Origin of the sequence: Kribbella antibiotica (assembly GCF_004349055.1) — a bacterium.
GTDB classification, from domain to species: domain Bacteria; phylum Actinomycetota; class Actinomycetes; order Propionibacteriales; family Kribbellaceae; genus Kribbella; species Kribbella antibiotica.
Genome location: NZ_SMKX01000068.1, coordinates 1 through 15,073 on the forward strand (window position 1 = coordinate 1; position 15,073 = coordinate 15,073).

A 15,073-nucleotide genomic window follows, 5' to 3' on the forward strand; every position below is an offset into this window, starting at 1 on the left:
GCCTCGGCCGGTTCACCGCTCGCCGCCCGGCACTCGTGGCAGTCGCCTCCGGCGCCGTGATGGTCGCGCTGGCCCTTGGCACACTGGGGATGAAGGTCGACTACGACGCCTTCAGCCAACTCCCGAAGGGCACCGAGTCCGCCCGCGCCGTCAAGGACCTGCAGGCCGGCTTCCCGGCCGGCGCACTCAACCCGACCACGGTCTTCGTGCGTAGCACCGACGGTACGCCGCTGGATCCGGCCGAGCTCACCCAGTACGCCGGGAAACTCGCGAAGGTCGACGGAGTCGGCGCCGTACTCCCGGCCGACGCGAAAGGTGGGGTGGCGCTCCTCAACCCCGGCAAAACGGTTGCCCAGATCAACGTCGTACTGAATGGAGCGCCGTACGCGACCGCTTCGTTGGATCTCGTCGACGGCAAGCTCAAGGAGGTTGCGCACAACGAGACGCCGGCCGGGACGACCGCGCTGGTCGGTGGCGTGACGTCGAGCTACACCGACATCCGGTCCGCGAACACGCGCGACCTTTCGGTGATCTTCCCGGTCGCCGGCGGCCTGATCGCGATCATCCTCGCCCTGCTGCTGCGATCGCTGATCGCGCCGCTGGTGCTGATGCTCGCGGTGGTACTGAGCTTCTTCAGCTCGATCGGGGCGACGGTCTTCGTCTTCCAGGGCATGGCGGGGCATGCCGGCGTGACGTTCTCGCTGCCGATCATGCTCTACCTCTTTGTTGTTGCCATCGGCACCGACTACAACATCCTGATGATCGCGCGACTCCGCGAAGAGGCTGAACGTGGCACCGATCCACGCGAGGCCGCCGACCTCGCGATCGAGCACGGCGGGCCTTCGGTCGCGTCCGCCGGACTCATCCTGGCCGGTACATTCTCGTCGCTGATGCTCGCCGGGATGGCCTTCCTGACCGAGATAGGCTTCTCGGTCGCGGCCGGGATCGTCGTCTCGGCGTTCGTGATGTCGATCTTCCTGGTGCCGAGTGTGACCGCACTACTCGGGAAATGGGCCTGGTGGCCCCGCAAGATCAAGGTCCGTCAACCTGCCACCGAGGACCGCGAACTCGAACCGATCAGCTCTTAAAGCAAAAGGATCCCCGGGCCCCTGGTCCGGGGATCCCTTCGACTGGGGTGGTGGGGCGGGGAAGGTATCAATACAGCCTTAGTCGGTCTTCAGGCGAACCGTGAACCAGGGCAAGAAGATCTGCAGCAGCGGGCCGATCGACTGCGCGTAGATGACCATGCCGACGCCAGGTAGTGGTCCAGATTCCAGGCCGTACGACGCCCCACTCACGCCCGAACTGGTGACCCCGCCCCACTGCTACGTGTCGTTCCCGACATCACCCCCGCTGTCACAGATGGCGGGGTGCCTTGTCTTGCTTGTGTCGGTACGGCGACGGGGAGGTCCAACTGGAGTTGCTGCCGTTCGGGGCTGTTGCGTTGGAGGTGTTTCTGCGGCTGGAGAAGCCGGAGGCTCCGGGGGCGCCAGGTGGTCCCGGATCAACTCACCTTCGACCACAAGCACGGCTACAGGTTCTCCGACGACCCCTTGGACTGGGCAAACTACGAGCGCAGTCAACTGGTCGCAATCTCTACCAGACTGGTTCGCGTGCTGAAGGGCACCCTCGATCCCATCTCGCTAGAGAACCGAACGATGCCTTCGCGAAAATGCTGTCCGACCACGTCAACTCGATGCACAGCACGCTCGAATATGACGCCAAGCAGCCCTACACCGCGCCCGCGAGCAGGCGGCGGACCCCCCGGGCGAGGGGAGCAGGCCAAGAGTTAGCTGCGTTCTGCGACTACCCGACGGCGCAACGCCGGCAGCTCTCGCCGCTGAGTGAAGCCTTGGTGGACGTAGCCCCCGTCCTCAGGTGCCGTCCGGGAACAAGGGGTGCGCCCGCGACACCAGGCAGAGCCGGACTCGGCCTGGCCATCATCCACCGATCAGTGAGGTCTACGCGGATTGATCTCAGCGTTCAGGCGACCATTGAGCGCCTCGACGGCACTGTGGAAATCCGTGAGGGTCTCGGTAATGACCTCGTTGGTTGCCGGCCGCTGGACCGCCAGAGTGAGGAGGCGTTCGGCCTTCTCGAGCACCTGGCCCAGGGAGCGTTCCGCGAGGTCAGGCGTCTCCAGCGCTACGTCGCTTGTGACGTCGGCCAGCCGCCCCAGGGCATCGCGGAGAACCGGCACGCCTTGCTCCGACACCACAGCTCGCCCGAAGGCCCGTGCGGCGCGCATCACGTCGGCGTACAGCCGCTTCTTCGACGCCCTGTCCTGCTCGAACTGGCGTGCTTCGCGCTCATCCCGCAACTGGCGGTCAGCGCGTCGGCCGGTCAGCCATCCGGCGCACAAAGTACCGAGTACGCCGATCAGTGCCACTGCGATTGTCAGCCACATGGAAACCATGCGGCACACGGTATCGCCGCACCCGCCGACGTGAGGTTCCGGGCAAAACTGAGCGCGCCGTACTCTAGACTCCACGCTAAGTAGCAGACCTGGGAGGGACTCGTGGCCACTGACCACCGGGGAGTAGTCAGGCATGTCCATGCAGCCTGAGGACGAGAGCTCTCGCCTGTCGGGTGCATTCGACCGGTCCACTGCGGCTCTGAACGCCATCCGCTTCCCCGAAACCACCCGAATCTGGGCAGTTCCGGCTCCCATCAGCAACTTCGTCAACCGCACCGATCACCTCGGCATCGCCTGTGAGCTCGCGCTTTCCGACCATCCGGGACCCCACGTGCTGGCAATCCATGGGGTCAGCGGATCCGGCAAGAGCACCTTGCTGGAGCAGTTGGCGGCCCGTGTCGGCGAACACTTCGACCACGCGATCCGGGTGCCGCTGCGGAACTTTCCAGGCGGCGCCATGGAAGACGTCCTGGGCTACGTCCTCGGCGCGCTCAAGATCGACCTGAGCGAGGTTCTGCCCGACGCCGCTTCGCGGCACACCCGGCTGCTGAGCGCTACTGCCGGTCTGCGGATCCTGTTACTGGTCGACGATGCGCGCGATGCAGCCCAGATCAGGCTATTGACGCCGAACTCGCCCGGAGCAATGGTGATCGCGGCCGGTGACATCCGTCTCGACGACCTCCGCATCGACGGATTCGTGGTGAAGCGGCTCGATGGCCTCGACACTCCGCATGCCCTCGAACTGCTGTCGGCCATTCTCGGCAACGACCGGCTCCGCGATGCGGAGGACGCAGTCGGTCGGCTCGTGAAGCTGTGCGACGGTTCGCCGCTCGGGCTGAAGACCGTTGCCCGGCAGTTGCTCCTGCAGGATGACCTCAGTCTGCCTGAGCTGGTCGCGCAGCTGGAGTCTCGGACCGGCATTGCCGAACCGACGCCTACGGCAGCCCAGCTACGCCGCGCGATGACTGCGATCTTCGACTCCGCCTACGACCTACTGATGAACAGCGAGGTCAGCACTGCTTACCGAGTCCTGGGCGCGGTGCCAGGAGATCGGTGGCCCAAGGAGGTCGTTCGCGCTGTCCTGACGGCCGCTGGCGTCGACAGCGGCCAGGCCGTGGGCCGACTCGTGCAGCTCGACTTCCTGCGACCGGTGAGCGGCGGGTACGCGCTGCCTTACCTGATCGGAATCCATGCCGAGCAGGTCGCCACGAAATCTCCGCCCGCCAACCGGGGACAACTGTGCGCCCGCACCGTCCGCGCCTGGCTGGCGTTGGCCGCCGCCGCTGATCAGGGTGTGCAGCGCGAGCGGTTCCGGATCACGCCGGCCGGCGTCGCGGCCTCCGTCGGCTTCGCGAGCGCCAAGCACGCCATGGAATGGCTCGAGACCTGGCATGACTCGATCTTCGAAGTCATCGAAAGCGCCGCAGCGCAAGGGCTCTCCACGGAAGCCTGGCAGTTGTTCGAGGCCTGCTGGCCGTTCTACACCAGTCACAGCCGGTACGTCGAGTGGATCAAGGCCGGTACGGTCGCAGTCGACGCCGCGGTGCTCAGCCAGGACAAATGGGCTGAGACACGGTCGCGGTGCTACCGGTCTCGCGGCTGGACCGAGCAGGGCGACTTCGGGCAGGCCGACGATGACATTCGACTGGCACTCGAACTCAGCTCGGTGATCAAGGATCCGATGCTGCACGCGTCGGTCCTCGACTTCGAGGGACAGCTCCGGCTCCGCGAGGGCAGGGCCGAGGAGGCGTTGGCCTGCTTCAGCGAATCCCTGCGCATCAACCAGCAACTCGGCGATCAGCGCGGTATCGCCTTGCAGTCCCAGTTCTGCGGTCGCAGTCTCGGTCTGCTCGGTCGCAACGACGAGGCGCTCGTCCTGCTTGCCGAAGCCCTGAGGCTGATCCGGCCGTTCGAAGATCACCGCGCCGAGTCCAAAACGCTATACAGCACCGCGAGGGTTCTGCGCGCTCTCGACCGCAAGGACGAAGCCGTTGCCGCCCTGACCGATGCTTTGACCCTTGCCGCTGAGCTGGGCAAGACCAGCCTCGTGGTCCCGCCGCTGGAACTCCTGGCCGAGCTGGCCAAACAGGCCGCTGACGAAGCGGCCGAAGCCGGCTATCTCAGAAAACTGCAGGAGATCTTCGCCTCGTCCGGTGACCCACGAGTGGCCAACGTCGAGAACCGCCTGAGAGAGCTCAGCGAAGAGTGAAGTCAACGAACCCGGATTCGTTCGCGAACAACACCGCAGTCCGGCCGGTCTCTGAGCCTCTGACCCGGCAGTAGAGCCAGACCGAAGCCGTTGCAAGGAGCTCGATCCCTTGGAACTGCGCAACATACGCCGTGTGTTCGGGCGACTCCCGGACTGTCAATAGCGCGGCGTTCGGGGCCGTCGGCTCAACCACGACTTTGCAGCCCGGGAATCTGTCGAGAGTCGCGGCGGCCCAGCTGGGTTCGGGCGGTATCCTGGCAACAATCGCAGTGGCAGACTGCAGCAGGACGACATCGGCATCGTCGTACGCCACCAGGTGTCGTACGCCTCGGGGTCGACCGAAGACCGCCAGATCAGCCGGGAACCGTTCGACCCGAAGTACCGGACCGTCAGAGATCTCCACATGGAATGCCGCCGTATCGACGGGATCCGCACCCAGAGCCTGAGCCTCGAGCGCCTGGGGGCGATGGACAGGCGACAGTTCCAGCACGCGGAACAGCTCGCGCTGGAGGATCGACAGCGCCTGGCCCTGACGAGCGAAGACATCCTCGGCGAGCGACTTGAGCAGTTGTTGCTCCGGCTTACCCATGGTCGATCTGATCTGATCCGCTAACGACTCGTAGCCGTCCAGCCGCGGCACGGAGCCACCCAGACGCCACATGGCCGTACCCCGGGGAACCTCCTCCTCGCCGAACGCTCCTAGAACCAGCGGTGTGGCCAATCCGGACGAGTACGCTGAAAGCGATCCGTGGTCACCCACCACACAGCTGGCAGCAGCCAGGACGCTCTGCCAAGGGCCAGTCGGCGGAACCAGGATCAACCCGGACGCCACCGCCGTACGCAACCATTGGTGGATCTGCCACGAACTGTGCGCGGCCCAGATGTTCGGATGCAGTACGGCGGCCACCCGGTACTCGTCGTACGGCAACTCAGCCAGGAGCTGGGCGGGCAACTTTGGCCAGCGACCCAGCAGCGAGGCGGGCCCCCATGTCGATGTCAGAGTGACCAGACTCTGGCTGGGGCCGATGCCAAGCTGTTCTCGCAGCTCAGCGCGTCTGCTGCTGAGCTGGATCAGGTTGTCCATGACCGGGTCACCAGCCACGAGAACCCGATCGGCGAACCCGGGAACCAGCGACTTCTGGTTGTCATGGGCAACCACCAGAAGCTCCGGCACCCGCTTCCGGTCACGCCAGAGAGCGCCAGACCTCAATCCCGCGCGTTCCCGGACATCTGCCTCGTTGTGTGGTGAGTACTTCTGAAAGCCGGCCCCATGGGGCAGCAGGACCAACGGTCCTCCGAGCTCATGCAAGTCCTCGTGATCGCTTGCCGAGAGGATCAGGTCGTAATCCGTCGCAACGGCGGTATCCCAGGTCACGATCCGCGCGCCGATCCGCTGCAGTACCCCGGGTACCTCGGCGCCGAACCTCGATCCGGCGCTCACCACGAACTCGACCGCGATCCGGTCGTCGTCGGCGAAGACCACCAGCACTTCGAGCAGCCGATTCAGCGAGGTCACGGTCCGCGCGACAGCCAGCACCCGACGCTCAGCAGTAAGCGTCTCCCAGCGCCCGCTCACCGCACGCTGCCCAACGGGCCAACGGGCCAACGGGCCAACGGGCCAACGGGCCAACGGGCCAACGGGCCAACGGGCCAACGGGCCAACGGGCCAACGGGCCAACGTTAGTTCGACAGGTTGAGCAGCGCCGACGAGCCGCGCCGCGCCAGGTGGATCCGAGCGGAAACCGCAAGGAACGCGATCCCGGCTGCGTCGGCACCGTCACTGAGCCACCATCACTAGCCGATCTCACCAGACCGTGGACGTTCCGGCGCACCCTCTTCACGCACCGAACGATACCGGCCGCGTAGCTTCACGCTGCGGGCACGCAGCGGCGGCGAACTCATCGAGCTCGCCGCCAAGCGTGTGGTCGGGCTCCTGGACCGGGGGCCGACAACGGTGATCTACCTCGCCCCGACAGCCCGGCAACGACAGAATTCGTACCTCCGCGACAGGTGCAGCACACTCCCGCACGGCGCTCCTAACCGCCCACAGCCGTTCCGAGACCCTTCGAAGCGGCGAAGAATGCGACCCGCCGTGCCCGACGCTGGATGCGCCCTGCATCTGGACCAGCGTCACTGCCGCTCGCTCATCCGGGCCAGCTTCCCCAGCGCGTTTGCTCGAAGGGTGGTCCTGCCACCGTCGATACCCCGGAGTGGACTCCATGCGCATCCTCAAGAGGTTTCTGACCAGTGGAAGGTCAACGCCATCCCCGCTCTTCTCCTCGCCCGCGGCCCCGACCGTTGGCACTACAAGTGGGTCAACACCAACCTCAGCGGCTGACCACAGAAGGCCTCGAATTGATACGTGTCGAAGTACTCTGTCGAGGTTCGGCCGGATCTGAGCACGAACTCACCGTTGAGCTGTGCGGCTTCGAAGATCCGCCGTCCAAGCTCCGTCGTATTCACCCCAGCATCTTATCGCCGCATGGGCGCCCCTTGCGGCTGGGCGGGCCACGGCCCCGGGCGGTCCTCGGCGTCCTGTTGGCTCGCGCCGGTACGCCAGTGTCCGCAGAGCGGCTGGCTCCACGCAGTCGTCCCATGGCCGGTTCCGGAACCGGCCATTTCCTGTACATGACGGTCGCTCCCTGTCACGCTGACCCGACCCGATCCGGTCGGAGGCCACCATGAGCAGAGCCACTCATCCGCCATCGCACCCGCTGTTACGCAAGAAGAACATCGACGAAATGCTCGCCGCCAGCCGAGGTGCCCACGGCTCGGAACACCTCGTGCGAACCATGGGCACGTTCCAGCTGATGATGTTCGGCGTCGGCGCCACCATCGGTACCGGTATCTTCTTCGTCCTCGCGGTAACGGTCCCCAAGGCCGGACCCGCCGTCATGGTCACCTTCCTGCTCGTCGGCGTGATCGCAGCGTTGACTGCCCTCTGTTATGCCGAGATCGCCTCGACCATCCCGGTCTCCGGCTCGGCATACTCGTACTCCTTCGCATCCCTGGGCGAACTCCCCGCCTACCTCGTCGGCTGGTGCCTGATCCTGGAGTACGGCGTCGCGGGGGCTGCCACCTCGGTCGGCTGGGCCGAGTACTTCAATGCGCTCCTCGATGACGTCTTCGGCGTCCGGATCCCCGAGTCCCTGAGCTCGGGGCTGCTCGCCGACGGCTCCGGCATCATCAACCTGCCCGCCGTAGTACTGGTCGGCCTTTGCTGCCTGCTACTGCTCCGCGGTGCGAAGGAGTCGGCCAGAGCGAACGCCATCATGGTGGTCATCAAACTCTGTGTCCTGGCCCTCTTCGTGGTGCTCGCGCTGACCGGCTTCAAGTCCGGCAACCTTGTGCCCTTCGCCCCCGAGGGCATCAGCGGCATCTCCGCCGCGATCCCGGCGATCTTCTTCACCTTCCTGGGGATCGACGCCGTCTCCACGGCCGGTGAAGAGGTTAAGAATCCAGGCAGGACCATCCCCCGGGCAGTCTTCGGCGCCGTCCTGATCGTGACCGTGTTCTACCTGGTCGTCGCATTCGCCGCCGTCGGCGCCCAGGAGACCGCCAAGTTCGAGGGCCAGGACGCCGGCCTGGAGGCAATCCTGAACGATGTCACCGGCGTCGCGCTGCCCGGCATCATCATCGCCGCGGGCGCTGTCATCTCGATCTTCTCGGTCACCCTGATCACGGTCTACGGCCAGACCCGCATCCTGTTCGCGATGGGCCGCGACGGCATGCTGCCGCCGATGTTCAAAGAGGTGAACAAGAACACCCTCTCGCCGAACAAGAACGTGCTCTTCACCAGCGCGTTCATCGCCGTCCTGGCGGCCGTGGTGCCGATCGACAAACTGTTCGACCTGGTCAGCATCGGTACCCTGGCCGCCTTCACCGTGGTCTCGGCAACCGTCATCATCCTGCGCCGGACCCGACCCGACCTCGAGCGCGGTTTCCGGCTACCGTTCGGCCCGGTCATCCCGATCCTGTCGATCATCTCGTGCCTGTACGCCGCCAGCACGATCGCGAAGGTCACCTGGATCTCGGTCGGGCTGTGGCTGATCCTGGCACTGGCCGTCTATTTCCTCTACAGCCACAAGCATTCGATCCTGCACGACGCAGAGGTTGCGGACGAGGATGGTGGACTGTGAAAGCCATCGTCGCCTACCGCGGTGGCGACGACACCCCCGAAGCCCTCGAGCTCGGCGCCACGCTGCGCCGTACTACAGGTGCCGAACTGGTCGTTGTCGCTGTACTGCCTGCTGTCTCCGAGAACCCTGGCGCGGACCGGGTCGACCTGGAGTACCGGCAGTGGCTCGACTCGATAGCCGACCAGGCTCGCCGCGATGCGATCGCGGCGTTGTCGCCCGGTACTCCCGAGTCACTCGAATTCCGGCGAGTCGCCTCGACCTCAGTCGCCGACGGCCTGGTGCGGGTAGCTGACGAGTCCGGCGTCGACCTGCTCGTACTGGGATCGGCGCGCGCAGCGACCCAAGGCTCGCTACTCGTGGGCAGTGTCAGCTCGCGGCTGCTTCACTCGTCCCCGGTGCCGATCCTGCTCGCGCCCCAGGGATACGGCGGCGATCCGGCCGCGACCTTCGGGGCGTTGACTTGCGCCTATGCGGGCACCGACCGGTCTCGCGAGGCACTCGCCGCAGCCTGCGAACTGGTAAAGCACTACGACGGACACCTGCGAGTGGCGACGTTCGTACCACGCGCCAGCACGATGTACCCGCCCGAGGTCGGACTCGACGCCGAGGACATGGTCGCCGCGCAGTGGGCCGAGCAGGCGATCGAGCTGCACGAGGATGCTCTGGCGTTCTGCAAAAACCACGGCGTGACCGACGTCGAGACAGCCGTGGCCCGCGGCCGTGGGTGGGCCGGCGCATTGAACGGCATCCCCTGGGGACCGAACGACGTACTCGTTCTCGGCTCCAGCCGACTCGGCCCCCTCGCCCGCGTCTTCCTCGGCTCGACAGCAACCAAAATCCTCCGCCACTCCCCCGTCCCCACCCTCGTCGTCCCCTCCGGCACCTACACCTGGTCCAGCTAGAGCCAGCCGTCAGGAGCACGGCAAAGCCTTTGCGCATGGGGTTGACGTTGTTGGGTTGAGAATGAGTGAGCACCGGTGCGAACTCGGCGTGGCGCGTGGCAGAGTGAATGTCGTGATCGTTTCGCATGTCGTGTGGGCACTTCGCCTGCTGGTCGCAGTTGTGTTCGGGTGGGCCGGGTTCGCCAAGCTGGCGAACCGCGCAGGCACCCGGCAGTCGGTGGAGGAGTTCGGTGTACCCGCTCGGTGGTGCTCGATGGTCGCGACGGCGTTGCCGGTGGTGGAACTGGTCGTGGCAGCCGCAGTACTACCGTCGTGGACAGCGACGGCAGCAGGTGTCACAGCGCTGGGACTGCTGCTGGTGCTCTCGCTGCTGGTGGCGCGGTTGCTGCTGCGCGGTGAACGACCTGCGTGCTCGTGCTTCGGCGCGACAAGCGCGCGGCCGATCGGCGCCCCGACATTGCTGCGCAACGTTGTTCTCGGGCTGCTGGTACTCGCCGCCGTACTCGGGTCACTCGCCCGGGACGACGTACCGCAGGAGTTACCGTTCGGCTACGCCGCTGGAACAGCAGCGCTCGCTGTGATCGGTGTCGTGCAACTGCACCAGGGCTTGGCGCTGCGCCAACTGCGGCGGCGGATCGACGTGCGTCCGCCGGCTCAGGCTGCGGCGAAGGGCCTGCCGGTCGGCGTACTGGCGCCGGAATTCGACCTCGCGAGCACCGACGGAGGACGTGGCAGCCTGCGCTCTGCACTGGCGGCCGGGGCGCCGGTGCTCCTGCTGTCCCTGCGCCCCGGATGTGGGCCATGCGCACGCATTGCCGAAGAACTGCCGCGGTGGCGGGAACGCCTGGCCGGCAAGGCAACGGTCCTGCTGATCGGCACCGGTGACGCAGCGAGCGTCGCCGCCTGGGCACGCGAGCATCGGGTCGGGGAGATGCTGATCCAGCAGTCGGCCGAGGTCGGGAAAGGATACCGGCTGCACGGCAGTCCGGCTGCGGTTCTCGTCGACACCGCAGGCCGGATCGCCGCTCCGGGCGCCTTCGGCACTTACGCCATCCGCGAACTGCTCAGCGACGCCGCCAGCGGCCGGCCGTCTCCATGACGGCTTCCGCTCGACCGCTCGTGGGACCTACTCCGCAGGTTCCGTCACCTCCCATCCGGGAGCCTTCCCAGTCAGCTCGGTGTACTCGTCGAGGTCCAGACAGGCGTCATAAGGCGCGTAATAGACCAGCCGGCCCACCGGCGTGCTGTTGGCCCCAGGCGTAGCCGGCCCACAATCGAACTCGATCGCTCGCAGACCCGCATCACACTTGATGAACCTGGTCGGATCGTCCGGGTGCTCGTAGTTGCCAGGTGTATTGCCGCTGCAGTCGTACGTGGGATGGGGCCGAGAAATATCGCCAGCCATATGTTGTCCTCCAAGGTAGGCATGATCAGCTCTTGGCTGACTCTAGGCGCCCACAGCGAGGTCCGCCCTGCACCGGCGAGCCGGTGCAGGGGCGCCGGCGATCTGCAACACGCCGGTGCCCCACGGGCCGGTCGCTGTTCCGTGCTTACATTTTTTGAGGCGATCTACCGGGGGGAAACCTTGGCACGACAGTCGGCTGACGACGAAGCTCTGCCTGCGGGATTCGATCCCAGGGACCGTGATCGGGACAACCTCTACGGCGCATTGGCTCAACTTCAAGGCCGCGGCCGGATCTTTCATTCTCCTCAGCTTCAGGCGTGGTGTGTGACCGGATACGACGACATCGCCGCGATCCTCCGCAACGACGACGACTTCTCCGCTCGTGATCACAAACCACGGCCGTTGACGGACCTTCCTCCGGATGTGCAGGAGATGCTGAGCACCTGGAGTGGGGAGTCGGTATCGCTGGGCGAGATGGACCCGCCCGAACACACCAGAGTCCGGTCCGTGATCAACGCGGGGTTCACCCCACGGGCGTTGAAGGCCGCGGAAGCCGATATCAGAGCCGCAGCAGCGCAGTTGCTGGAGCCCCTCACCTGCGTCTCGGAGTTCGACCTGATCACCGAGTTCGCGCTGCCCTACGCGCTGACGGTGATTCTGCGTTTCCTCGGCATCCCCGACGCGCACCACCAAGCGTGTCTGCGTTGGTCCGACCATAAGGTCCAGCTCATGGTCGGCCGCGACCACACTCCGGAACAGTTGCGCGAGTACGCCACGGGCCTCCGAGCCTTCGGCGAGTTCGCCAGGGAACTGACGGCGCAGCGACTATCCGCTCCGCGCGCCGACCTCATCAGCACGATGCTGTACGAGAGCTCCCACGGTCACAAACTCACACCGGACGAAGTGGCCGCGTTGATCCCGACCTTGATCATCACCGGACACACCACGCTGGCCCAGGCACTGGCCATCATCGTCAGGAGTCAGCTGCGCTCACCGGGGGGCTGGCCCACACTGGTTGACGGCACTGTCCCGATCTCGGACCTTGTCGAAGAGAGCCTACGGCTGGACTGCCCTGTAGTCGGCATGTACCGCACCACCGTGCGGGAGGTGGCTGTCGCCGGCAGCGTGCTGCCGGCTGGAAGCAGGGTGCTCCTACTGTACGGCGCCGGCAACCACGACCCCGATCGATACCCGGGCCCGGACAGGTGTTTGCCCGGAAGATGGCCTGCGCCTCCGCATCTGGCCTTCGGCCGAGGCACGCACTACTGCGTGGGTGCCTCTCTGGCTCGGACGGAGCTAAGGATCGCGCTGGAAGAGCTGGCCGCCCGTTTCCCAACGCTGTCCGCCACACCGGAGGCCACCCCGCTGTATCGGCCGACGTTCCCCTTACGTGCTCTGACGGCCCTCCGGGTGCGGCCCTAGTGACCGAGCGCATGTTCGATGCGGTGATCGCCGACCTGGATGACACGCTGACCATCGACAACTCGGCGGTCGAACTTCTGGCGGCACTGGGAATTCCCCGGCAACGGCTGACGGATCTGATCCGCGAGTCCGAGTCCGGGCAGATCAGCCAGGCTGTCGCCGACCAGCGCCTGCTGGCCTTGCTGACTTCCAGCGGCCGGGTCGGCCGCGCCGCCACCGAGACGGTGTTCTCCAAGATCAGGCTGCGACCGTCGGTGACACCGATGATCCGCAAGTTCCAGCAGGCAGGACTGCGGGTGGGGCTGATTTCCGCCTCGTTCAACACCTACGTGGAGCACATGGCAGCGCGTCTGGGGGTTGCGGACTGGTACAGCAACGTTCAACTCGGGTTCGACGACGCCGACGCGCTGACCAAGGTCAACTTCACGATCGATGCCGCCAAGCTCAAACACCGGCAGCTTCACCAATTCTGCATCCGCCACCGGGTTCACCCCAGCCGGGTCCTGGTAGCCGGCGACAACGAGTACGACCTCCAGATGTTCGCCTGTACAGGGCGGGGCGTACTCATGGCGTGCCCGCACAACACCCAACTGCATCCGCAGGCCTGGCAGGTCATCAACCGCATCGACGAACTCGCCGCGCTGGCGGCCCCGCCGCCGTCGGCGAAGTGACCCTGTCTGCCCACGCGCTTCCAACCCGGGACTATCCATGTCATTTCCTGAGAGGTGATCTCATGCGTGTTCGCCGTACGTCGCCCCATCACACCCTCTGGCCGGAGAGCTCACTCCCCGCCGGCTGGCGTTCCGCGATGGAACGACTCTCGACCTTCGTGATCGAACGCGTCGAACCCGATGGAGGGGTCCGCGAACCCTGCCAAAGCCGAGTGCTGGAATCCGCCCTCACGCTGTCGCTCCTCCGCGACATTCCCGACCGGATCGACCAGGCCACCAGAATCACCGGATACCTGCAGCGACGCCGAGCCACAGCCCATCCTCTCGACCAGGCGCTCATCGCGGCGGCGTGCGGCAGCCCAGCCGACGGCCGATCCGTCGACCTCAATGCCTACATCGCGCAGGCACCCGACTTCACCAGCCGGCGCAAACGCGCCACCTTCGAGGCACTACTCCTCGCCTGCGGAGCCGAGATAGGCACGGAATCAGCGCCGGACCAGACGTCCTTCTCCAACACCGGGCTTCACCCATGGGCCGAAGCTCAGACCACGGCCGTGAAAGTCATCTGGGCAACGGCGCCGGGCGCACGGCATCAGGCCGAACACCGTGACATCGAACTGCTGCTGTCCACCCAGAACTCCGACGAGATCTGGGAAGGCAACCTCCTGGTGCATCTGTCCGCACTACACGCACTGCACCGGCAGGGCGGACACGAAGCCATCGTTCGCAACGGAGTGGACAAACTCCTCGCGCACCAGCGTCGCGACGGCGGAATCCCTTTCTTCACCGACACCGACACCTGGTGCACCGCAACTGCGGGTGTGGCGCTACAGGCAGCCGGTGCACCCGACGACGTCATCCAAACCATCGCCGACAACCTCGTCAGGCGGCAGAAGCCACAAGGCAGCTGGTCGGTGACCGATATCGCCGAGGTCACCGACATCGACGACACCTCGGTCATCCTCGAACTGCTCCAAACCTACGACGACCCTGCCCACCGGCAGGCCATCGAACGCGGAAGGCAGTCGCTGCTCGCCACCCACGGCAACGACGGAGGCTTCCCGACCTACATCGCCGGCGCTCCCTCCGAAGCCTGCATGACTGCCGCCGCGATCAATGCACTCTCCTGCCGGCCGACAGGAGACGCAGCCGTAATCACCAGTGCCCTGGGGTTTCTCGCCGCTCAACAGCGCGCAGACGGCACCTTCCCTCCGGACTGGAGCTCCAGCAGGTTCCACGCAATGTTCCGTGCAGTGCTGGCCGTTTCGGAGCTCGACACGTCCTGCGCGCAGGAACTGAGGTCGAAGGCCCTCGACCACATCCTGCACAGCCAGAACACCGACGGCGGCTGGGGCCAGCAACCCGGATCGGTCAGTGATCCGGTCAGCACGGCCTACGCAATGATCGCCCTCTGCCACCAGCCAGATCCCCGGCCAGTCGCCGCCGGTATCGAATATCTGCTGGCCAGACAGAACAGTGAAGGCAGCATCGACTCGATCTCCGACTCCATCGGGCCACGCCCCTTCGTCTTCCGCGTCCCAGTCCTCGGCGACATCTTCACCCTGATGGCCTTCGCTCACATCTCCCACCGCGCTGCACCCCTCGCCGACGCAGTGATCAGGGACCGCAGTGACACTGCCGCGTCACCAGTGACATGAGCCTCGGGACGTGGACACCGTCTACTGGCACTTCGCCGTTGAGGGTGTAGTGGGCGTCTGACGTCGTCGCAGGCGTGCTCTGCGCGTCGGGATCCGAGTAGGGGCAAACCCTCGAGTCTGTGGCCGTCCGGCCTGAAGGCCACTCAACGGCAACCAAGATCCTCTGCCACGCACCCACCCCAACCCTCGTCGTCCCGTCCGACCGAAGGTGGTGGGGATGGCCAGGCCCGTGCCTGCCCATCCCCACCATT

12 protein-coding genes are annotated in these 15,073 nt (G+C 65.9%); 8 read left to right on the forward strand and 4 right to left on the reverse strand.

The window, feature by feature from the left end; all coding sequences use genetic code 11:
* Nucleotides 1-1,088 (forward strand): MMPL family transporter (locus E1263_RS22485; protein WP_165956717.1); only part of this gene is annotated, 1,088 nt, incomplete at its 5' end.
* A 78-nt stretch (nucleotides 1,089-1,166) separates the two neighbouring features.
* On the opposite strand, the gene E1263_RS44075 is transcribed toward E1263_RS22485, so the two are convergent.
* On the reverse strand, nucleotides 1,167-1,298 hold the full coding sequence (locus E1263_RS44075; protein ID WP_272949683.1) for a hypothetical protein: 132 nt from the start codon (nucleotides 1,296-1,298) through the stop codon (nucleotides 1,167-1,169).
* 653 nt (nucleotides 1,299-1,951) lie between these two features.
* On the reverse strand, nucleotides 1,952-2,416 hold the full coding sequence (locus tag E1263_RS22490) for a hypothetical protein (protein ID WP_132170509.1): 465 nt from the start codon (nucleotides 2,414-2,416) through the stop codon (nucleotides 1,952-1,954).
* 133 nt (nucleotides 2,417-2,549) lie between these two features.
* Between E1263_RS22490 and E1263_RS22495 the strand changes: the two genes are divergently transcribed.
* Nucleotides 2,550-4,625, forward strand: coding sequence for a tetratricopeptide repeat protein (locus E1263_RS22495; RefSeq protein WP_132170511.1), 2,076 nt, complete (start codon nucleotides 2,550-2,552; stop codon nucleotides 4,623-4,625).
* Here E1263_RS22495 and E1263_RS22500 read toward each other — a convergent pair.
* Complete coding sequence (locus E1263_RS22500) at nucleotides 4,612-6,201, reverse strand: hypothetical protein (protein ID WP_132170513.1); 1,590 nt, start codon at nucleotides 6,199-6,201, stop codon at nucleotides 4,612-4,614. The genes E1263_RS22495 and E1263_RS22500 overlap by 14 nt on opposite strands.
* 1,105 nt (nucleotides 6,202-7,306) lie before the next feature.
* Between E1263_RS22500 and E1263_RS22505 the strand changes: the two genes are divergently transcribed.
* The 3 genes from E1263_RS22505 (at nucleotide 7,307) to E1263_RS22515 (ending at nucleotide 10,765) form a co-directional block, all read left to right on the forward strand.
* Entirely contained in the window at nucleotides 7,307-8,764 is a 1,458-nt protein-coding gene (locus tag E1263_RS22505) for an amino acid permease (RefSeq protein ID WP_132170515.1), read from the forward strand.
* The gene (locus E1263_RS22510; RefSeq protein WP_165956718.1) at nucleotides 8,761-9,666 is read left to right on the forward strand and encodes a universal stress protein; all 906 of its coding nucleotides are present in this window, start codon (nucleotides 8,761-8,763) and stop codon (nucleotides 9,664-9,666) included. Before E1263_RS22505 ends, E1263_RS22510 begins: the two co-directional genes overlap by 4 nt.
* A 112-nt stretch (nucleotides 9,667-9,778) precedes the next feature.
* Nucleotides 9,779-10,765, forward strand: a complete 987-nt coding sequence (locus E1263_RS22515; RefSeq protein ID WP_165956719.1) for a peroxiredoxin family protein — start codon at nucleotides 9,779-9,781, stop codon at nucleotides 10,763-10,765.
* 27 nt (nucleotides 10,766-10,792) lie between these two features.
* On the opposite strand, the gene E1263_RS22520 is transcribed toward E1263_RS22515, so the two are convergent.
* Nucleotides 10,793-11,071: a carbohydrate-binding module family 14 protein gene (locus E1263_RS22520; protein ID WP_132170521.1), complete on the reverse strand. Its 279-nt coding sequence runs from the start codon at nucleotides 11,069-11,071 to the stop codon at nucleotides 10,793-10,795.
* Nucleotides 11,072-11,395: 324 nt separating this feature from the next.
* On the opposite strand from E1263_RS22520, the gene E1263_RS22525 reads away from it, so the two are divergent.
* The 3 genes from E1263_RS22525 (at nucleotide 11,396) to E1263_RS22535 (ending at nucleotide 14,822) form a co-directional block, all read left to right on the forward strand.
* On the forward strand, nucleotides 11,396-12,493 hold the full coding sequence (locus tag E1263_RS22525; RefSeq protein WP_202868999.1) for a cytochrome P450: 1,098 nt from the start codon (nucleotides 11,396-11,398) through the stop codon (nucleotides 12,491-12,493).
* Complete coding sequence (locus E1263_RS22530) at nucleotides 12,493-13,164, forward strand: HAD family hydrolase (RefSeq protein WP_132170523.1); 672 nt, start codon at nucleotides 12,493-12,495, stop codon at nucleotides 13,162-13,164. The genes E1263_RS22525 and E1263_RS22530 overlap by 1 nt, the downstream gene beginning before the upstream one ends.
* A gap of 62 nt (nucleotides 13,165-13,226) precedes the next feature.
* Nucleotides 13,227-14,822: a prenyltransferase/squalene oxidase repeat-containing protein gene (locus E1263_RS22535; protein ID WP_132170525.1), complete on the forward strand. Its 1,596-nt coding sequence runs from the start codon at nucleotides 13,227-13,229 to the stop codon at nucleotides 14,820-14,822.
* The last annotated feature ends 251 nt before the right edge of the window (nucleotides 14,823-15,073 follow it).

Coding starts and splice junctions, on each gene's coding strand:
- E1263_RS22490 (WP_132170509.1), bottom strand. CDS start 2,416: ATGGTTTCCATGTGGCTGACAATCGCAGTGGCACTGATCGGCGTACTC.
- E1263_RS22495 (WP_132170511.1), top strand. CDS start 2,550: ATGTCCATGCAGCCTGAGGACGAGAGCTCTCGCCTGTCGGGTGCATTC.
- E1263_RS22505 (WP_132170515.1), top strand. CDS start 7,307: ATGAGCAGAGCCACTCATCCGCCATCGCACCCGCTGTTACGCAAGAAG.
- E1263_RS22520 (WP_132170521.1), bottom strand. CDS start 11,071: ATGGCTGGCGATATTTCTCGGCCCCATCCCACGTACGACTGCAGCGGC.
- E1263_RS22535 (WP_132170525.1), top strand. CDS start 13,227: ATGCGTGTTCGCCGTACGTCGCCCCATCACACCCTCTGGCCGGAGAGC.